We start from the raw sequence: 19,023 nt of genomic DNA, 5'->3' as shown, positions 1-19,023 counted from the left end.
TTATATATAAATAAAGCCCTCCGTCACAGGAGGGCTTTCGCTTATTAGTATTTAATCAGGAAATATTTCTTCTTTCCGCGGCGAATGACAGTAAATTGACCTTCGATCTTGTCTTTATCAGTTAGAGTGTAATCAAGCTCTGTTACGCGTTCTCCGTTTACAGAAACAGCGCCATTCGTCACATCTTCACGCGCCTGGCGTTTGGATGGAGAGATTTTGGCAGCCACAAGCAAGTCAACTATGCCCAATTCCTCTCCTTCAGAATGCTCATAAGATGGAACATCTTTAAAGCCTTGTTTAATCTCTGAAGCCGAAAGATTTTTTATATCTCCGCTAAATAGGGCAGCTGTAATTTTGATAGCCTGTTCTAATGCTTCATTTCCATGAATCAGACGCGTCATTTCTTCAGCAAGTGCTTTTTGGGCTTTGCGGAGATGCGGTTCTTCCTGAACAGCTTTTTCAAGATTTTCAATTTCTTCACGGGATAAGAAGGTAAAGAATTTAAGGTATTTGATTACATCCGCATCTGCTGTGTTAATCCAGAATTGGTAAAACTCATAAGGAGATGTTTTCTCAGGATCAAGCCAGATTGCGCCACTTTCCGTTTTGCCGAACTTTGTTCCATCCGCTTTCGTTACAAGAGGAATTGTCAGGCCGTAAGCCTTGGAACCTTCAGGCGCCATTTTGCGGATAAGCTCAAGCCCGGTTGTAATATTTCCCCACTGATCGCTTCCGCCAATTTGCATCTTACAATTATGGTTTTCAAATAAATGAAGGAAATCCATTGCCTGCAGGATGGTATAAGTGAATTCCGTAAAGGATATCCCTGTTTCCAGCCTGGAAGAAATGGTGTCTTTAGCGAGCATGTAATTGACTCCGACATGTTTTCCAAAATCACGCAGGAACGTAACGATATCCATGGAGCCTGCCCAATCGTAATTGTTAACCATAATTGCACCGTTTTCACTTTCAAAATCAAAAATTCTTTTCAGCTGGCCCTTTATGCAGTCCACATTATGCTGTACTGTTTCAAGAGTCTGCAGCTTCCTTTCCTCGCTTTTGCCGCTTGGATCACCAATAAGTCCAGTAGCTCCGCCAACAAGAACAATTGGACGGTGGCCTTCTTTTTGAAAACGTCTTAACGTTAAAAATGGAAGCAGGTGTCCGATATGCATGCTGTCAGCAGTAGGGTCAACACCGCAGTACAAAGAAATCTTCTCTTTCCCGAGAGTATTTTGAATACCCTCTTCATCTGTCTGCTGATAAACAATTCCTCTCCATTGCAGATCTTCAATTAAGCTCATCTTATATCCTCCTTATCAACGGTTATTTTCAAGGCATTTACGGTTTTAACCATACAAAAAGCGCCCCTGCAATTATGCAGGGACGCATGATCATTTTGCGCGGTACCACCCAGATTGAGGACAAATGTCCTCCACTCTTTCAGAATAACGGATAATCCGTCCACTGCTATAACTGCTGTGCAGGTTGACAGTGAAAGCTCAGGGAGGTAATTCATCCTTCTATTTGTACCGGCTCGCAGCAAACGCCGGCTTTCTGAAACAGGGATAGAAGCATTACTGGATTCCCATCAATGCCTGTAAAATATTAAAAGTCTAAGATAGAATATTTTTATCATAAAATTGAACCAAATGTCAAATTCCTGTGCAAAAAAGGAAATTTCAGATAAATGGCGAACCATGTCATATTGGGCTGTCACATTGTGCTATAATATATGTGATTTTAGGGGGATTGATACGATGAAAGAAAAGTTTCAAATGTTAATGGATAAATTGAGGCAGACTCCGGGCCTTTTTGGTAATAAGAAAGCCGCTAAAGGCGCAAGTATAACATACCAGGTCATCTGGAATCTTACTTTGCTTTTTATCATCCTGGCTGTGATTGGCGGTGCATTCGCTGGGGGACTCGGAGCTGGTTATTTCGCTTCGCTTGTAAAGGATGAGCCCATCAGATCCTATGCCAGCATGAAAAAGGATATTTATGACTATGAAGAAACATCAGAACTATACTTTGCAAATAATGTGTATCTCGGAAAGCTCAGAACAGACCTTGAACGTGAGGAAGTTAAGCTTGATGATGTTTCGGAACACTTAATTAACGCAGTAGTAGCTACTGAAGATGAGTATTTCTACGAACATGACGGTGTGGTGCCAAAAGCGATAATGCGCGCACTGTTCCAGGAAGTAACAAATTCATCTGTTCAATCCGGCGGAAGTACACTGACACAGCAGCTGATAAAGAACCAAATCTTAACGAATGAAGTTTCTTTCGAGCGGAAAGCAAAAGAAATTCTGCTTGCTTTGCGGCTGGAAAAATTCTTTGATAAAAAAGAAATATTGGAAGCCTACCTCAATGTTTCCACTTTTGGAAGAAATGCAACCGGACGTAATATTGCCGGAGTTGAAGCAGCTGCCAAAGGTATATTTGGGGTGAGTGCAAAAGAATTAACATTGCCTCAGGCCGCTTTCATAGCAGGGCTTCCTCAGAGTCCATTCGGCTACACTCCCTTTACAAGGGAGGGAACGGTCAAAGAGAATCTGGAACCGGGTTTCTCAAGGATGAAAACCGTTCTGAAAAGAATGTATGATGACGGAAAGATTGACCAGAAGCAATACGAGGAAGCTTTGGCATATGACTTGACAAAGGATTTCACTACAGCTTCTGAGAGCCCTTTGGAAAAGTATCCATATTTAACGTATGAAATAGAAGAACGTGCAGTAAAAATCATGACTAAAATTCTCGCAAAAAATGACGGATATGAAGAACAGGACTTAAAAGAAGATGACGAGCTCCGCGAGGAATACAGAACCCTTGCAGACCGGACAATCCGCCAGAATGGCTTCCAAATTCATACGACCATTAACAAGGATATTTATGATAAGATGCAGCAGGTCAAAGATAACTACCCTTATTACGGCCCTGATAAACCTGAGACAGTGAAGGATCCGGAAACTGGAGAAAACAAGCAAATCATGGAGCCCGTAGAAGTTGGTGCGATCTTAATTGAAAATAAAACCGGGAAAATTATCAGCTTTGTCGGCGGACGCGATCACAAACGAGAGCAGCTGAACCATGCTACAAGCGCTCTAAGGCAAAATGGTTCAACCATGAAGCCACTTTTAGTCTATGCTCCGGCAATAGAACTGGGAAAGGCAGCGCCGGGCACTATTCTTCCTGATGTGCCGCTGCACCTTGCTCCGGGACTAAACAGACCTTGGCCAAAGAACTATACAAATACCTATAGCGGGCTCGTTTCGGCCAGACATGCACTTAAGCATTCATACAATGTCCCTGCTGTAAAGCTCTATAAAGATATAGTCGGACAGCGGCCTGCTTCTTACCTGGAAAAAATGGGCTTTACTTCTCTTATCGGCCCTGACTATACAAACTTGTCTACATCCATCGGATCACTGGAATACGGTGTAACTGTAGAAGAAAATACAAACGCATTTACTACATTTGCTAATGGCGGGAAATTTATTGACGCCTATATGATTGAAAAAATTACAGATAAAGACGGGAACGTCATATTCCAGCATAAGTCCGAGCCTGTTGATGTATTTAGCCCGCAGACAGCGTACCTTACAATCGATATGATGAGAGACGTTATTAACAGCGGAACTGCCACATCGATTAAGAGCAGATTGAAGTTCGGTTCTGATTGGGCGGGGAAAACAGGTACTGGTACTGAATTCATAGATGCCTGGTTTGTGGCAACCAACCCGAATGTCACCTTCGGCATCTGGTCTGGTTATGATACGCCTAAATCATTGAAGGCTCCTGGCCCATTAAGCTATAGCCTGCGAAATAATTATCTGTGGGCTGACCTGATGAATGCAGCATATGATGTTGCCCCTGACCTTGTGGACCCGAGCGAAAGCTTTAAAATGCCGGGCGGAATCGTAAGACGTTCATTCTGTGCTATTTCCGGCCTGCTCCCTTCAGAGGCATGTTCAAAGGCTGGCCTGGTCGAGACTGATTTATTCAATGCCAAATTTGTTCCTACAAAAGTGGATGACAGCCTCGGCAATGGAAAACTTGTAAGAATTGGCGATAAAAAATATATGGCACTTGATTCAACACCAGAAGAGTTTACTGAACCTGGAATGGTAGTCAATCCGGAATATATTCAAAAGCTATTCGGCATTAAATCAAATCTAAGTACTCTTATTCCGAATAAAGAACGCTGGAAGAGCATACTGACTAGCGCTGACCAGCTCAAAGACAACGGTAAAGCCCCGGCAGCTCCAGGCATAAAGGCCTCGGGTGAAACCATTACATGGGGCGCACACCCTGAAAAAGATGTGATAGGTTACCGTGTTTATAACGGAGGCAAAAAAGTCGGTACCATAAAAGCCGGCTCCTCCCTTAGCTTTAAAGCTGGAAGCGGCTCAATCCATGTAACAGCCGTTGACATTGCCGGCAGAGAGTCCGCTCCATCCAATGCAGTGGAAATCGGCAAAAAGCCGAAAGAAGTGAAACCTAAAGAAGAAAAGCCTAAGGAAGATAAGCCTAAGGAAGATAAACCGAAAGATCCGCCAGCCGAAGAAAAGCCCAAGGAAGAAAAACCATCAGAATCCGGTGAAGATGGAGAGACATCAGCTGAAAATGGTTAAAATGAAAAGCAGAAATCCATTGATTGGATTTCTGCTTTTCTCGTTTTATACTTTTAAAAGCACGTGAAGGCCGCTGTTTTTGAACAGCGGCCTTGAACTTTCTTAATCCTCCATTGTAGACAGATCACCGGTTGGGAGATCCAGTTCCCATGCCTTAAGCACACGGCGCATGATTTTGCCGCTGCGGGTTTTTGGAAGCTTGTCGCGGAATTCGATTTCACGCGGAGCAGCGTGGGCAGCAAGGCCCTTCTTAACGAATTGGCGAATTTCTTCCACTAATTCCTCAGTTGGTTCATGCCCATCCCGTAAAGCAACAAACGCTTTAATAATTTCTCCGCGGACAGGATCCGGCTTGCCGATAACCCCAGCTTCTGCAACCGCAGGATGTTCGATCAGTTTACTCTCTACTTCAAACGGCCCTACACGTTCGCCAGATGTCATGATAACATCATCTACACGGCCCTGGAACCAGAAGTATCCATCTTCATCCATATAAGCGGAATCTCCGGAAACATACCAATCACCAGGCATAAAATAAGATTCATATTTTTGCTCGTTATTCCAGATGGCATGCATCATGGAAGGCCAGCCCTTTTTAATCGCAAGGTTGCCCATACGGTTAGGCGGCAGTTCATTTCCCTGATCATCGACAATGGCTGCTTTTACACCCGGAATCGGCTTACCCATGGATCCCGGCTTTATTTCCATGCAAGGATAATTGCAGATGAGCTGTGCACCTGTTTCAGTCATCCACCATGTATCATGAATGCGCATGTTAAAGACTTTTGTACCCCATCTGACAACTTCAGGATTTAGCGGTTCACCCACACTGAGGACATGGCGAAGGGAGCTTAAATCAAATTTTTTCACCACTTCATCGCCCGCTCCCATCAGCATGCGGAATGCAGTCGGAGCACTATACCAAACTGTAACGGCATACTCCTCAATCATTTTATACCAAGTCTCCGGATTGAACCTGCCCCCGACCACAAGGTTTGAAGTCCCTGTCAGCCACGGGCCGAAAATACCATATGAAGTACCGGTTACCCATCCTGGATCAGCAGTGCACCAATATACATCTTCTTCTTTTAAGTCCAGCACCCATTTAGCTGTCTGGTAATGCTGAATCATTGCATTATGTACATGCAGCACCCCTTTTGGCTTTCCTGTTGAACCGGATGTATAATGCAAAATAAGCCCATCGTTTCCGTCAACCCATTCAATTGGGAGCTTCCTGCTGGCTTCAGCCATTCTTTTATTAAAATTAACATATGGCCCGGTTTCCTCTATATTTTCCCCAACAAGGAATACATGCTTTAAAGCAGGCAGCTGGTCAACAGGCACCCGTTCCAAAAGCTCAGGTGTTGTAATCAGGACTTTTGCTTCACTATCAGCAAGTCTGTCACGGACCGCACCTTCCATGAAAGCTTCAAATAGAGGACCCACTATAGCCCCCAGTTTAACAGCCCCCAATACGGCAAAATAGAGCTCAGGAGAACGCGGCATAAAGATGAACACCCGGTCGCCTTTTTCAACATCGCCATATGCTTTTAATGCATTTCCCGCTTTATTGGATAGTTCCTTCATTTCTTTAAAAGTATACTTCTCATTTCTCTCCCCATCGCGATAATAAAGGGCAACCTTATTTTTTCTGAAAGATTCCGCATGTCGGTCAATAGCCTCATAGGCCATATTCATGCGGCCGGTCTCTTTCCAGGAAAATTCTTTTTCTACATCAGCCCAGTTGAAATTTGCATAAAGTTCATCATAATTTTTTAAATTGAAGTCCCCTTGTGTTACTGGCAGCGCTTCCACTTTCATAAATCCTTCTCCCCCTTATTTAGATTTGATATTATTATAGTATAAACATTATATTTTCTCAATTTTTAAAATTTTAAAGGTGAAAAAAGTAGTTATGACCAGACTCGTAAATTGTCACAAAACTTTTTAAATTACACAGAAAATTATGTGAAAGCGCTTTATCATCCGCGTTTTTATGTATAATAGAAGATACATTGATCATGCTACCTGGGTGGTGAATACATGGAACATAACAAAACGTATAATGCAAAGGAATTAAAAACAGCCAATGGAAAATTAATCATTGAGGGGCCAATTACACCCGAAAAATTGGCAGATTATGAGTTTCATAAAGATCTTGTCGCTTTCAGGCCGCCGGCTCAGCAGCATAAAGCCCTGGTTGAGATTGCGGGATTGCCTGAGGGCAGAATTATAGTTGCCCGTGACAGACATACCATTGTCGGCTATGTTACTTACTTGTATCCGGATCCTCTTGAACGCTGGTCTGAAGGTAAGATGGATAATTTAATTGAATTGGGTGCCATAGAAGTGATTCCTGCTTTCCGGGGTTCTGGAACAGGCAAGAACCTGCTGAAAGTATCTATGATGGATGATGCTATGGAGGATTATATTGTTATAACGACAGAGTATTATTGGCATTGGGATTTAAAAGGAACTGGCCTGAATGTATGGGAATATCGAAAAATCATGGAAAAGATGATGAATGCAGGCGGTCTTGAATGGTACGCCACAGATGACCCGGAAATCAGTTCTCACCCTGCAAACTGCCTGATGGCCCGAATCGGAAAAAGAGTAGACCAGGATTCTGTCCAGCAATTTGACCGCTTGCGCTTTATGAATCGCTTTATGTATTAATAGAAGTGTAAATACATAGTTCATGCTATGACTATTTCCTGCATGAGTGTATCTCCATATATTTTATAAGGAGGCATTTAAAGTGATTGTAGAAGAAATTATGAAAACGGATGTCACGGCTTTGTCAAAAGAAGACACTATTGCCGATGCCATAAGAATTATGAGTGAAAAAAGAATCCGGCATTTGCCAATAACAGATGCAGGTGGCAGACTCCAGGGACTTGTAACAGATAGGGATATCCGGGACGCCACACCTTCTATTTTTCATACAGAACTGTTTAAGGAAGATCTGCAGAGACCGTTAAAAATGATTATGAAGACAGATATCATTACTGGTCATCCGCTTGATTTTGCTGAAGAAATTGCTGCGGTTTTTTATGAGCAGCGGATTGGCTGCCTTCCCATATTAAACGATAATAAGCTGGTTGGGATTGTCACAGAAACCGATTTGCTTCATACATTAGTTCAATTGACGGGAGCTCATCAGCCAGGCTCGCAGATTGAAGTGAAGGTGCCGAACAAGGCGGGCATGCTGTTTGAAATCGCTGAAGTCATTTGCAAAAGGAAGGCAAATATCCAGAGTGTCCTTGTGTACCCCGACAAAACAGATGATAAATTTAAAATATTGGTGATAAGGGTACAGACAATGAATCCTACACTTGTAGTAGAAGACTTGAAAAAAGCAGGCCACCACGTTTTATGGCCAAATATGCCGGGGATTTCACTATGACACATGATTCAGTATTTGTTTATTCGGAAGACCTGCTGAATTACAAATTCGGCAAAAATCATCCTTTTAATCAGATAAGGCTGAAGCTGACACTCGATTTGCTCAAAAATATAAATGCCATCGATGACTGTCATATTATCCCGCCGCGCCAGGCTTCGGATGAAGAGCTTCACCTGATTCATGATCCAAATTATGTGAATGCTGTCAAGCTTGCCAGCCGTGGACAGCTTCCTGAGGAATCATGTGAAAACTATGGTCTTGGAACAGAGGACACACCTATATTTTCCAATATGCACGAAGCGAGCTCTCTTTTGGTAGGAGGCACCCTGGCAGCCGTTGATGCCGTTATGAGCGGACGTGCTAAGCATGCACTGCACCTTGGCGGAGGCCTTCACCACGGTTTTAGGGGAAAAGCCTCCGGATTTTGCATTTACAACGATAGCTCAGTAGCCATAAAGTACATGCAGGAAAAGTATAAAGCCCGTGTTTTGTATGTAGATACTGATGCTCATCATGGTGACGGTGTCCAATGGTCATTTTATGATGACCCGGATGTATGCACCCTATCAATTCATGAAACAGGCCGATACCTTTTTCCCGGTACCGGAAATATCAATGAACGGGGACAAGGGAAAGGATATGGTTTCTCTTTTAATATTCCCGTGGACGCTTTTACTGAAGACGACTCCTGGCTGCATGCATACCGTACAGCTTTTCGGGAGGTTGCGGAATTTTTCAAGCCTGATGTAATTTTGACGCAAAATGGGGCTGATGCACATTACCTTGACCCTCTTACCCATTTATCATCTACTATAAAAATCTATAGGGAAATTCCGAAACTGGCTCATGAAATTGCCCATGAATATTGCGGAGGGAAATGGATTGCAGTCGGCGGCGGCGGCTATGATATTTGGAGAGTTGTTCCCCGGGCATGGGCCATGATTTGGCTCGAAATGACTGAAAACTCTAATTGTTACGGCAATATCCCGGAGGAATGGATAAATAAGTGGAAAGAACACGCACCTGTGCCTCTTCCCTCTGAATGGGAAGATCCGGCTGATTTATATTACCCTATCCCCCGTAAAAGTGAAATAACTGAAAAAAATGCCCGGACATTGGACAAGGTTCTATATCCCATCCGGAACAAATCAATGACAGAGTCTAAATAAGAAAGTGACTGGCCGGAAACATCCGGCTGCCATTTCTTCACAGTCAAATAAACAGGCCTGGCTTTAGCCAGACCTGTTTATTGATTGTTTTCTTCATTAAATTTCGGATCAGAAATAATGATTTCAACACGCCTGTTTTTCTCCCAATTTTCCGGTCCGGAATTGGGAACGATGGGACGGGTTTCCCCGTAGCCGATAGCCATAAATCTGTGGCTCTCAAGGTTATGCCCTTCTGTTAAATATCTGATTACTGTACTGGCCCTGGCAGCAGATAACTCCCAATTGGACGGATATCTATATGTAGTTATGGGCCGGTCATCAGTATGTCCTTCCACCTTCACCAGGTTAGGCATGTTTGCTAACAGGGTTCCTACTTTATCCAGGAAAGGGTAGGAGCTCTCTATAAGACTGGCATCCCCGGATTCGAATAAAACCTGTTCCTGCAGGACGAGAACGACACCACGCTCCGTTCTGTTTGCCACTATAACCTCTTCTAAACCATTCACATCCAGAAAGGACTGTATTTCCATCTGGAGCTCATCAAGCGAATCAAATTGACCGCTGCCTTCTTTTTCCGTATTTTCTTCCATTTCTCCCTGATTCTCCGCTGGAATGATGGACGGCTGGAAATCAAGCACCTGTTTGTCCCGGAAAGAGTCAGAAATCGCCTGAAATTTCATTAAATCAATCTGTGACATTGAAAATAGCAGGATAAAGAAAACCAATATTAATGTAACGAGATCTGAGAAAGTTACCATCCAGATTGGGGCACCTTTAGGAGGCTCAGGAGATCTTCGCCTACGCCTCATGATTCAAAGCCTCCCTCGCGTTTACTGCCCTCTCAAGCTCTCTCCGTTCCTCAGAGGATAAAAAGGCGCTCAGCTTCTCCTCCAGAATTTTTGGGTTTTGACCGGATTGAACACCGATGACCCCTTCAATAATGATCTCCTTTAAAAATACTTCCTTCTCTGTCTTCAAAGCCAGCTTTGCTGCCATCGGCAGAAAAATAAGATTGGCCAGAAGTGAGCCATATAATGTAGTCAATAAGGCAATGGCCATATTTGGCCCAAGAGTGGAGGGATCATTTAAATTTTTCAGCATCAGAACCAGGCCGATCAGAGTTCCTATCATCCCCCATGCCGGAGCGTACTCACCCGCTCTTTCAAGAATACTTCTGCCTTTTCTGTGCCTCTCTTCCATCGCCATTATTTCGGCATTCATAATGTCAGTAATGACATCCGGCTCTATGCCATCCACAGCCAGATAAATGCCTTTCCTAATAAAAGAATCTTCAACTTCCCCGACTTCAGCCTCAAGCGACAATAGCCCTTCACGCCGGGCACGCTCAGAGAGTTTGACAAAAATCCCAATCAGGTCGCCAACGCTTTGTTCTTCACTGGAAAAAACCTGCTTAAAAACTGTGGGCATATGCCTGATATCTTTTAATGGAAAACTAACAAGCAGCCCGGCTATTAATCCGCCTAAAACAATAAGGATTGATGAAGGATCAATAAATGATAAAAACCCATCTGCTCCACCATTCCACATAATCCCAAAAATGAGCATAGCCAGGCCCGCCAGTAACCCAGCAGGTGTTAACATATCGAACTTTCTCATACTCTCTCTCCCTGATCCACTGCATTATCTAAAAGTTTTAGTATAAAGTGAAACTCAATCAGTCGGGGTGCTTTTCTCCCCGCTGGTTGTTAGTTGAGGCCCACAGGAAGCGGGTCACAAAGACGTTGCCACAGGACAAGGAAGGCAACGGCAGCGATACATCGCACGACCGAAAGCGGCAGCTTTTGGGAGGATGTGGCGTTTTTAGTCTTTGTTCCTCTTTTCGGGCCTTTACATTATAAAGCGAGGCGACTTGCCCAGGGGTGACAAGCGAGCCCCTAGGAGCCGCAGCTAGATTGGGCAGTTTAATCGCCACTTATCTCCTTTAAATCCACTGAGTCTTGAAAGGGGGATCTTACTGCCCGTTAGACTGCGATAAATTTTGACAGAAAGAAACGCCTTTCATATTAAGGCGTTTCTCTTTCTTCCCTTGTCCAGCTGCTGAAGGCAAAGAACGACTTCAACTTCTGGCCCTCCAGCGCTTGTCGGGGCTGGTCGAGGCGCTTCCGCTTTTCTTTTATATCGGCATGTTTCTTATTTTGTTGAGCTTCGTTCTTCAATTCGATGTGGGAGTACAACAATTTGCTCATCGACAGATTCTTTATTCATAAGTTTCGTAAGCAATCTCATGGCAACTGCACCGATATCATACAATGGCTGTACAACTGACGTCAGCTGGGGACGAACCATTAAGGTCAATCTGGTATTGTCTGAGCTGATGACCTCAAAGTCTTTCGGGACATCATAGCCTTTATCCTCGGCCCCATGGACGATACCCAAAGCCATCTCATCAGATCCCGCAAAAATAGCAGTTGGGCGAGGGTCGGCATCAAGCAGTCTCTCAAAGGCTTCTATACCTGAATCATACGTATAATCTCCTTCAACCACCAATTCCTCGCGGAAGGAAACTTCAGATTCTTCCAGTGCACGCTTATAGCCAGCAAGCTTCTTTTCCTGATTAATCGGCTCGCGGAGGGGTCCTACCACAAGAGCAACATCTTTATGTCCTTTTTCAATAAATGACTTTGTGACATCAAATGCTGCCTGTTCATAGTTAATATTCACAGATGGAATTTTGCCCGTTTCTTCAATAGAGCCGGCCAGCACGATCGGAACCGGTGACTTTTCAAACTCTTCAACAAGCTCGGACGTAATGTTGCCGCCCATGAAGACTATTCCATCCACTTGTTTCCCGAGCATAGTATTAAGCAAATGCAGTTCTTTTTCGATATTCTGGTCGGAGTTGCTGAGAATGATGTTGTATTTATACATTGTCGCAATATCTTCTATGCCCCTTGCCAGTTCTGCAAAAAAGGTGCTGGAAATGTCGGGAATGATCACACCGACTGTAGTGGTTTTTTTGCTTGCCAATCCTCTTGCAACCGCGTTCGGGCGGTATCCAAGCCGGTCAATTACTTCCATTACTTTTTTTCTTGTTGCGGGTTTAACATTCGGGTTGCCATTTACAACACGAGAAACCGTTGCCATTGACACATTCGCTTCTCTCGCCACATCATATATTGTTACATTCATTACTGACACTCCTTTTTTGAATAGCGGTCACTTCTATTACTTTATATTTTACAGCAACACGACATAACCTACTCATTTTTTATCCTAATTTGTGAGCAGTTACACATGAACAATTATGTATTTAATCATACGACAGTCCAGGAATTGCCGCAATGTCAAGGCTTATATTTCTGAAAAAAACTTAAAACTTCACTTTACAAGCGAAAAAAAGAGCCCTCTGCAATGAGCAGAAGGCTCTCCGTATATTGAATAGTTCCGTTGATGCCGAATCAGAATGCGCGAACGGCTCTTATTCGATGATCACACTTTCAGCAATGCTGAAGATTGCAGTTCAGACATAAAATGGTCAAATTGATTTAAGTCCATTTGCTGTGCTGAATCTGAAAGGGCAACAGCCGGGTCAGGATGAACTTCTGCCATTACGCCATCTGCGCCGATTGCCAGCGCTGCTTTTGCTGCCGGAAGAAGCAAATCTCTGCGGCCTGTTGAATGTGTAACGTCAACTAGTACAGGCAAATGTGTTTCCTGCTTAAGGATTGGCACTGCTGAAATATCCAGTGTATTGCGTGTTGCCCGTTCGTAGGTGCGGATTCCCCGCTCACACAGGATGATCTGTCCATTTCCCTGGGACATGATGTATTCCGCAGCATTAATGAATTCTTCAATTGTAGCTGCAATTCCGCGCTTTAAAAGAACTGGCTTATTTACAGCACCCGCTGCTTTTAATAGCTCGAAGTTTTGCATGTTTCTTGCACCGATTTGAATGACATCAATATAATTTACAGCTGTTTCAATATCATTAGGGCTTACAATTTCAGAAATAACTGCCAGATCGTATTCATCTGCCACTCTTTTTAAAATTTTCAGGCCTTCAAGGCCAAGACCCTGAAAATCATATGGCGAAGTTCTTGGTTTATATGCTCCTCCGCGAAGAAGTTTAAGCCCTTTCGCTTTTACAGCTTCAGCAACAGTTGCTACCTGCTCATATGATTCAACTGCACATGGGCCAAAAACAAGATGAGGATTGCCATCTCCTACTTTTTCACCTTTCAAGTCCACAATAGTGTTTTCAGGCTTCTTTTTGCGTGAAACAAGAAGCGCTTTTCTATGATCATCTTTTTGAAGTTCAAGACCTGCTTTAAATATTTCCTTGAACATATGCTCAATTGTTGAATTTTCAAAAGGACCGTCATTATGCTCTTTTATCAAATCCAGCATTTTGCGTTCCCGGACAGGATCATAACGATAAACCCCTTGTGTTTCCTTTACTCTTCCGATTTCTTGAACAAGTTCAGCTCTTTCATTGATCAAAGATAAAAGCTGAAGATTCAGCTCATCCACTCGATTACGAAGTTTATCTAGTTCATTATTGCTCATTTCCTGTCCCTTCCTTTCGAATCTCAATTTAAGCCGTGCTGGTTTCAGGATGCATGTACATAGCCCGCAACTAAATGCGCAACGAGTTAAGCATTTCCATCTTTTTCTTTTACGGCCCATGGATATGTGATACATTTTTTATAATTAGGGTTATTATATATGAATTATTCAGACATGTCACGAAAAATTTCTTTATTAATTAAACGCTTTTAAGTAGTAAAGCGATCTAAAGGCATAAATAAGCATTCTAAGACAATTAAAAAGAAGGTGTATTGCTTTGGACGAACAAAAAAAGCTTTTTGCACTGGATATCGGCACTCGCACGGTTGTCGGAATTATTCTGGAAGAAGAAGGCGGCCAATACCATGTGAAAGACATCATGATTAGGGAGCATGCAGAGAGGGCCATGCTCGACGGCCAGATCCATGATGTTCCGGCTGTTTCAAAAATTATAGCAGAAATCAGGGATGATCTTGAAGTGAAACACGGCCCATTAAATAAAGTTTGTGTAGCAGCGGCAGGCAGGGCTTTAAAAACGGAAAGATCTAAAACCTCCATCACCATTAAAGGAAAACCCATGATGAAAAAGCAGGATATACTTCACCTTGAATTAAGTGCGGTTCAGCAGGCGCAGGCAATCGCTGCAGAAAAGCAGGCAGCTGAAAAAAGCTATTATTACTATTGTGTTGGATATTCGGTTTTATACTACCGTCTTGATGGTGAAGAAATCGGAAGCCTGATTGATCAGCAGGGGGATGAGGCATCTGTCGAAATCATTGCTACCTTCCTGCCCAAAGTTGTAGTAGAGTCACTTATCTCAGCTCTTCAAAGAGCTGGCCTGGAAATGGAAGCTTTAACACTGGAGCCAATCGCAGCTATTAATGTCCTTATCCCGCCTTCAATGAGAAGGCTGAATGTGGCACTTGTTGATATTGGTGCCGGAACATCCGATATTGCCATAACAGATCTGGGCACAGTTACTGCTTTTGGAATGGTGCCTGTAGCAGGCGACGAGATCACCGAAGCCATCAGTGACCAGCTTCTGCTGGACTTCCCTCTAGCCGAAAAGGCAAAAAGAGACTTGCACGTATCCGATACGATTACTGTCACGGATATTCTCGGCTTCCAATCAGAAATCAGCAGGGAGGAGACAATTGAAAAAATCTCTCCAGCACTTGAACGTTTGACAAATTCCATCTGCGAGGAAATATTGCGGCTGAACAACAGGCCGCCAAAAGCCGTCATGCTGGCAGGCGGCGGGAGCTTAACACCCGGACTTCCTAAAAGGATAGCGAACAGATTAGGCCTTCCGGCAAACAGAGTTGCCATTAGGGGGATTGATGCTATCGGCGGCCTGAATTTACCGGATAACACAGACCGAGGCCCCGAGTTAGTCACCCCAATAGGAATCGCAATTGCCGCTAAAAAAGCCCCGGTCCAATATTGTACTGTTTACGTCAACGATCAGCCTATCCGGCTATTTGAGGTTAAAAACCTGACAGTCGGGGATTGTCTGCTGGCAGCAGGCATTAAAATGAATAAGCTTTACGGGAAGCCCGGACTTGCTATGATTATCAATTTAAATGGGCAAAACATTACGATCCCGGGAAGCCATGGAGAAGCTCCTGTCATTACACGCAACAGCCTTCCAAGTGCTTTAGATGAAGAAATCAAATCAGGGGATATCATAACCGTTTCTAAAGGGCGTGACGGATTGCCTGCTGAAGTCTGCATAAAGGATTTAATAGATGAAGTCCCGGAAAAGTCTATCACTATTAACGGAAAACAGTATACAATTCACCCTGCCATTACCTGTAATGAAAAAGTTGTCCCGCTAGAGCAGACTCTTGCTGATCGGGATAAAGTGGAGTGCAGGGTATCGGAAACAGCTGAAGAAATCTTAACAATTTTAAGGCTAAATAATTTATTAAACGAGCTTAAGCCTTTTCGAATCAGCATTAACGAAAAAGAGACTTTTCTGCCGCGCCATTCCGGAAAGCTTTATAAAAACGGCCTGGAGGTTAATTGTCACAGCATAGTAGAGGATGGTGACAATCTTCGCATTGAAAAAGGAAACACTCTGACCGTAAAGGAATTAGCAGATATTAAGCAGCTGGCACTTCAGGAGAGTATCCCTGTCATTTTTAACAGCAAGAAAATAGAGCTGTCCAGGGGAATACTCGAATTTCAGAGAGAAGGAGCTGTACTCACCGAAGATGACGTAATTTCTGCTGGAGATGCCATAACAATTATGAAAAAACCAAGATCCCCCTTTATTTTTCAGGATATATTCAGCCATGTTAATGTCGATATGCCTGCTTCCTCTTCCGGAGGCTTCATCCTTTTGAAAAATGGGAAAAAAACATCCTTTCATGAATCTGTAGAGCCTGGTGATCACCTTAAAATTGTGTGGCCTTCCATAAATAATAAACAGCATTCAACTATTAAATATAGCTAGAAATTAAAAACCCATCCGATTGGATGGGTTTTATCTGTTTTCCTTTACAGCATTCAAAAGGGAGTCATATGTAATCTTCCAATGTGATGCATGCCATACAACATCTCCATTATTAAACAGAATTGCCTGTGGCGACTCATGTTTAATATGAAAAGCTTCTGCAATGTGATTGGACAAAGGGCGATCATCCTGAACAACCAGGTAATAAGCATTTACATCTTTATGCTCTTTTACAAAGCTTTCATATTCTTCATAAGCTGCACCGCTCACAGGGCATGTGGAACTATGTTTTAAAACCAGCAGCTGCTCTCCTGACTCTGCCGCTTGATCGAATGCTTCATGACTATCAAATTTTTTCATTTTTCTCTCCTCCTAAAATTAAACAACGGTGAAGTTATCGTACCACTTCACCGTTGTTTAAACAAATAGTTTAGTTATACTTTTGCTCGGTTTCGTCAAAAGCTTTTTTCGTTTCTTCCAGCTTCATTTGGATTTCCGCATCATTGACTGGCGCGTTTCCTTCAGCCTGGAATGTTTCGTCAATGATAGCTGCTCCCTCTCCTTCAGCTGTTCCGTTTGAAGGAGCTTGTCCATTTTGATAGTCTTTTAAGTTTTTCACTTTATTTACAAGCTCATTGGATTGCTTGGTCACTGTTTGAGTTAACACATTTGTTTTCTCTTTAGCAGCATTAGCCAGTTCAGTTCCTTTTGTCATAGCTGTTTCGCGGTACTGTCCTGATTTTTCTTTTAAGATGGCCGCTTTTTCGCTTAAATCACTTTGAAGCTCTTTTCCTGATTTTGGAGCCAGGAACAAAGCTGTAGCTGCGCCAACCATTCCTCCTATAAGAGCACCAATCATAAAATCCTTCGTATTGATATTTTCCTCAGTTTTTACCTGGTTTGAATCAAATTGAGTACGGTCTTGGCTATTCATTCTCCTTTTTCCTCCTCTTATTCTAGTATCGTGCTCTTTCTCTCTGGCGTTCGGGCGGAAGCATTTGTTTCTCGCCGACATTGTACTGATAAGGGTCTTCTTTTCTCATTTTCCACTTATCCTTGATTTCAAGGAGAACATTGCTCCACTGAACCACCTGTGAGATTTTATCTTTATTCTGTTCAAGCTGTGTGTTAACAGAAGATGTGATTTTCTGAATGGATCCATTAAATTTGCGGACAGAGTCACCAACTTCTTTTACCGCAGTTACGACACTGTTCAGATTCTCAGACTTCTGCTGAATATCTGTTGCCAGTGAATTTGTTTTGTGCAGAAGGACTGTAGTTTCCTTCGTAACACCGTCTAATTGCCTTTCAAGGCCTGCTAATGTGTGTGAAACGTTATCTAATGTACCTTGCAAGGATTTTAATGTTTTTGCCAAATAAATGACCAAAACAAGGAATGCAATAGCAATGACTGCTACACTTAAGTATAAAATTATTTCCAATTCCTACACCTCCGGTTGTCTGTATACTAACTTTTTACCCAGATGCACTGCCTCTAAACCAGGAGTACATTAATAGATTCAACTTATAAAGTCCAAATTCCTTCTCATTCGGGTATTTTCATCAGTTAAAGTAAATATTAGCATAATTGGAAAACGTTAAACAAAACCATTCATTTCGGTTACAATAAGAGTTGTCGGAGAAATAAATTTTGATGGAGGTATATATGCATGAAAGATCCCCGTATTGAAAAGCTCGCCAAAAATTTGATTAACTATTCAGTCCGTCTCCAGAAAGGCGAGAAAATCCTTATTGAAAATTTTGGACTGCAGAAGGAATTGGTGACGGCTCTGGTTAAGGAAACATACGATGCTGGAGGATACCCATTTGTTTCCTTAAAAGATCATCAGGTGGATCGTTCCCTGCTTTTAGGAGCACAAGAAGAGCAATTCAATATGATGGCTGAATTTGAAGCAAATGTTATGAGCAAAATGGATGCATACATAGGACTTCGCTCCGGAGATAACATCAACGAGCAGGCTGATGTGCCGGATGATAAAATGAAAATCCATGGTTCAACAATTGGACAAAAAGTACATAGAGAAATTCGCGTGCCAAAAACGAAGTGGGTAGTCCTGCGCTATCCAAATGCTTCCATGGCTCAGCTTGCTAAAATGAGCACAGAGGCATTTGAAGATTTCTACTTTGATGTCTGCAATTTGGATTACGGCAAGATGGATAAAGCGATGGACAGCCTTGTAGAATTAATGAATAAGACCGATAAAGTCCGGATCACCGGCCCTGGTACAGATCTGTCCTTCTCGATTAAGGATATTCCTGCAATCAAATGTTCCGGTCAGATGAATATTCCTGATGGAGAGGTTTATACTGCCCCTGTACGTGAGTCTGTGAACGGCGTTATCACTTACAACACACCATCTCCATACCATGGTTTTACATTCGAAAATGTCAAACTGACATTTAAAGACGGTAAAATTGTTGAAGCGGAAGCCAATGACAGTGAACGCATCAATAAAATCTTTGATACGGATGAAGGTGCACGCTATATTGGTGAATTCGCCATCGGAGTTAATCCATACATTCTTCATCCGATGCAGGATATTCTGTTCGATGAAAAAATCGACGGAAGCTTCCACTTTACACCCGGACAGTGCTATGACGAAGCGTATAATGGCAATAAATCAAATATCCACTGGGATATGGTCAACATCCAGCGCCCTGACTATGGCGGCGGTGAGATCTACTTTGATGATGTATTAATCCGTAAAGACGGGCGATTCGTCATTGCTGAACTGGAAGCGTTAAATCCAGAGAACTTAAAGTAGGGTCACGAGTCTATGTAAAAAAGGATGCTTCCTGAGAGGA

Annotated in this window: 15 protein-coding genes and 1 other annotated feature; of the genes, 6 read left to right on the top strand and 9 right to left on the bottom strand. The window is 42.9% G+C overall.

What is annotated here, in order from left to right:
• Positions 1-44: 44 nt before the first annotated feature.
• A complete protein-coding gene (gene tyrS / locus AC3WTL_RS10900) occupies positions 45-1,304 on the bottom strand; it encodes a tyrosine--tRNA ligase (RefSeq protein WP_197208004.1) in 1,260 nt (419 codons plus the stop codon).
• 75 nt (positions 1,305-1,379) lie between these two features.
• Positions 1,380-1,604: a binding site (T-box leader), on the bottom strand.
• Positions 1,605-1,760: 156 nt separating this feature from the next.
• Here tyrS and AC3WTL_RS10895 point away from each other — a divergent pair.
• On the top strand, positions 1,761-4,637 hold the full coding sequence (locus tag AC3WTL_RS10895; protein ID WP_492369419.1) for a transglycosylase domain-containing protein: 2,877 nt from the start codon (positions 1,761-1,763) through the stop codon (positions 4,635-4,637).
• A 102-nt stretch (positions 4,638-4,739) separates the two neighbouring features.
• On the opposite strand, the gene acsA is transcribed toward AC3WTL_RS10895, so the two are convergent.
• Positions 4,740-6,458 (bottom strand): acetate--CoA ligase, encoded by a 1,719-nt coding sequence (acsA, locus tag AC3WTL_RS10890; protein ID WP_492369418.1) that lies wholly within the window; start codon positions 6,456-6,458, stop codon positions 4,740-4,742.
• Positions 6,459-6,680: 222 nt separating this feature from the next.
• Between acsA and AC3WTL_RS10885 the strand changes: the two genes are divergently transcribed.
• The 3 genes from AC3WTL_RS10885 to AC3WTL_RS10875 all read left to right on the top strand — a co-directional run bounded on the left by AC3WTL_RS10885 (position 6,681) and on the right by AC3WTL_RS10875 (position 9,212).
• Positions 6,681-7,313 (top strand): GNAT family N-acetyltransferase, encoded by a 633-nt coding sequence (locus AC3WTL_RS10885; RefSeq protein ID WP_048010845.1) that lies wholly within the window; start codon positions 6,681-6,683, stop codon positions 7,311-7,313.
• A gap of 82 nt (positions 7,314-7,395) precedes the next feature.
• Positions 7,396-8,043 carry an acetoin utilization AcuB family protein gene (locus AC3WTL_RS10880; RefSeq protein ID WP_197248388.1) on the top strand — a complete coding sequence of 216 codons (648 nt, stop codon included), beginning with the start codon at positions 7,396-7,398 and terminating at the stop codon, positions 8,041-8,043.
• The gene (locus AC3WTL_RS10875) at positions 8,040-9,212 is read left to right on the top strand and encodes an acetoin utilization protein AcuC (RefSeq protein ID WP_492369417.1); all 1,173 of its coding nucleotides are present in this window, start codon (positions 8,040-8,042) and stop codon (positions 9,210-9,212) included. Before AC3WTL_RS10880 ends, AC3WTL_RS10875 begins: the two co-directional genes overlap by 4 nt.
• A gap of 77 nt (positions 9,213-9,289) precedes the next feature.
• On the opposite strand, the gene motS is transcribed toward AC3WTL_RS10875, so the two are convergent.
• The 4 genes from motS to AC3WTL_RS10855 form a co-directional block, all read right to left on the bottom strand.
• Complete coding sequence (motS, locus tag AC3WTL_RS10870; RefSeq protein ID WP_227888112.1) at positions 9,290-10,021, bottom strand: flagellar motor protein MotS; 732 nt, start codon at positions 10,019-10,021, stop codon at positions 9,290-9,292.
• Positions 10,011-10,829, bottom strand: a complete 819-nt coding sequence (motP, locus tag AC3WTL_RS10865) for a flagellar motor protein MotP (RefSeq protein WP_492369416.1) — start codon at positions 10,827-10,829, stop codon at positions 10,011-10,013. Before motP ends, motS begins: the two co-directional genes overlap by 11 nt.
• Before the next feature lie 534 nt (positions 10,830-11,363).
• Positions 11,364-12,362, bottom strand: a complete 999-nt coding sequence (gene ccpA, locus AC3WTL_RS10860) for a catabolite control protein A (protein ID WP_048010840.1) — start codon at positions 12,360-12,362, stop codon at positions 11,364-11,366.
• Between the two features lie 300 nt (positions 12,363-12,662).
• Positions 12,663-13,739, bottom strand: a complete 1,077-nt coding sequence (locus AC3WTL_RS10855) for a bifunctional 3-deoxy-7-phosphoheptulonate synthase/chorismate mutase (RefSeq protein WP_048010839.1) — start codon at positions 13,737-13,739, stop codon at positions 12,663-12,665.
• A gap of 277 nt (positions 13,740-14,016) precedes the next feature.
• Between AC3WTL_RS10855 and pilM the strand changes: the two genes are divergently transcribed.
• The gene (gene pilM / locus AC3WTL_RS10850) at positions 14,017-16,197 is read left to right on the top strand and encodes a pilus assembly protein PilM (RefSeq protein WP_492369415.1); all 2,181 of its coding nucleotides are present in this window, start codon (positions 14,017-14,019) and stop codon (positions 16,195-16,197) included.
• Positions 16,198-16,227: 30 nt separating this feature from the next.
• On the opposite strand, the gene ytxJ is transcribed toward pilM, so the two are convergent.
• The 3 genes from ytxJ to AC3WTL_RS10835 all read right to left on the bottom strand — a co-directional run bounded on the left by ytxJ (position 16,228) and on the right by AC3WTL_RS10835 (position 17,639).
• Positions 16,228-16,557 carry a bacillithiol system redox-active protein YtxJ gene (gene ytxJ, locus AC3WTL_RS10845; protein WP_492369414.1) on the bottom strand — a complete coding sequence of 110 codons (330 nt, stop codon included), beginning with the start codon at positions 16,555-16,557 and terminating at the stop codon, positions 16,228-16,230.
• Positions 16,558-16,627: 70 nt separating this feature from the next.
• Complete coding sequence (locus AC3WTL_RS10840) at positions 16,628-17,131, bottom strand: YtxH domain-containing protein (RefSeq protein ID WP_492369413.1); 504 nt, start codon at positions 17,129-17,131, stop codon at positions 16,628-16,630.
• A gap of 22 nt (positions 17,132-17,153) precedes the next feature.
• Positions 17,154-17,639, bottom strand: coding sequence for a DUF948 domain-containing protein (locus AC3WTL_RS10835; RefSeq protein ID WP_035330351.1), 486 nt, complete (start codon positions 17,637-17,639; stop codon positions 17,154-17,156).
• A 228-nt stretch (positions 17,640-17,867) separates the two neighbouring features.
• Here AC3WTL_RS10835 and AC3WTL_RS10830 point away from each other — a divergent pair, with 228 nt between their 5' ends.
• The gene (locus AC3WTL_RS10830) at positions 17,868-18,983 is read left to right on the top strand and encodes an aminopeptidase (protein WP_048010835.1); all 1,116 of its coding nucleotides are present in this window, start codon (positions 17,868-17,870) and stop codon (positions 18,981-18,983) included.
• Positions 18,984-19,023: the final 40 nt, after the last annotated feature.

The organism is Cytobacillus sp. EB106-05-05-XG126, assembly GCF_058791715.1.
The sequence above is the reverse complement of the archived record's forward strand: the minus strand, read 5'-3'. Positions and strand labels throughout refer to the sequence as shown.

Excerpts from the sequence above, each read along its gene's own strand:
- tyrS (WP_197208004.1), bottom strand. The coding sequence starts at position 1,304 with ATGAGCTTAATTGAAGATCTGCAATGGAGAGGAATTGTTTATCAGCAG.
- AC3WTL_RS10895 (WP_492369419.1), top strand. The coding sequence starts at position 1,761 with ATGAAAGAAAAGTTTCAAATGTTAATGGATAAATTGAGGCAGACTCCG.
- acsA (WP_492369418.1), bottom strand. The coding sequence starts at position 6,458 with ATGAAAGTGGAAGCGCTGCCAGTAACACAAGGGGACTTCAATTTAAAA.
- AC3WTL_RS10885 (WP_048010845.1), top strand. The coding sequence starts at position 6,681 with ATGGAACATAACAAAACGTATAATGCAAAGGAATTAAAAACAGCCAAT.
- AC3WTL_RS10875 (WP_492369417.1), top strand. The coding sequence starts at position 8,040 with ATGACACATGATTCAGTATTTGTTTATTCGGAAGACCTGCTGAATTAC.
- motS (WP_227888112.1), bottom strand. The coding sequence starts at position 10,021 with ATGAGGCGTAGGCGAAGATCTCCTGAGCCTCCTAAAGGTGCCCCAATC.
- motP (WP_492369416.1), bottom strand. The coding sequence starts at position 10,829 with ATGAGAAAGTTCGATATGTTAACACCTGCTGGGTTACTGGCGGGCCTG.
- ccpA (WP_048010840.1), bottom strand. The coding sequence starts at position 12,362 with ATGAATGTAACAATATATGATGTGGCGAGAGAAGCGAATGTGTCAATG.
- AC3WTL_RS10855 (WP_048010839.1), bottom strand. The coding sequence starts at position 13,739 with ATGAGCAATAATGAACTAGATAAACTTCGTAATCGAGTGGATGAGCTG.
- ytxJ (WP_492369414.1), bottom strand. The coding sequence starts at position 16,557 with ATGAAAAAATTTGATAGTCATGAAGCATTCGATCAAGCGGCAGAGTCA.
- AC3WTL_RS10840 (WP_492369413.1), bottom strand. The coding sequence starts at position 17,131 with ATGAATAGCCAAGACCGTACTCAATTTGATTCAAACCAGGTAAAAACT.
- AC3WTL_RS10830 (WP_048010835.1), top strand. The coding sequence starts at position 17,868 with ATGAAAGATCCCCGTATTGAAAAGCTCGCCAAAAATTTGATTAACTAT.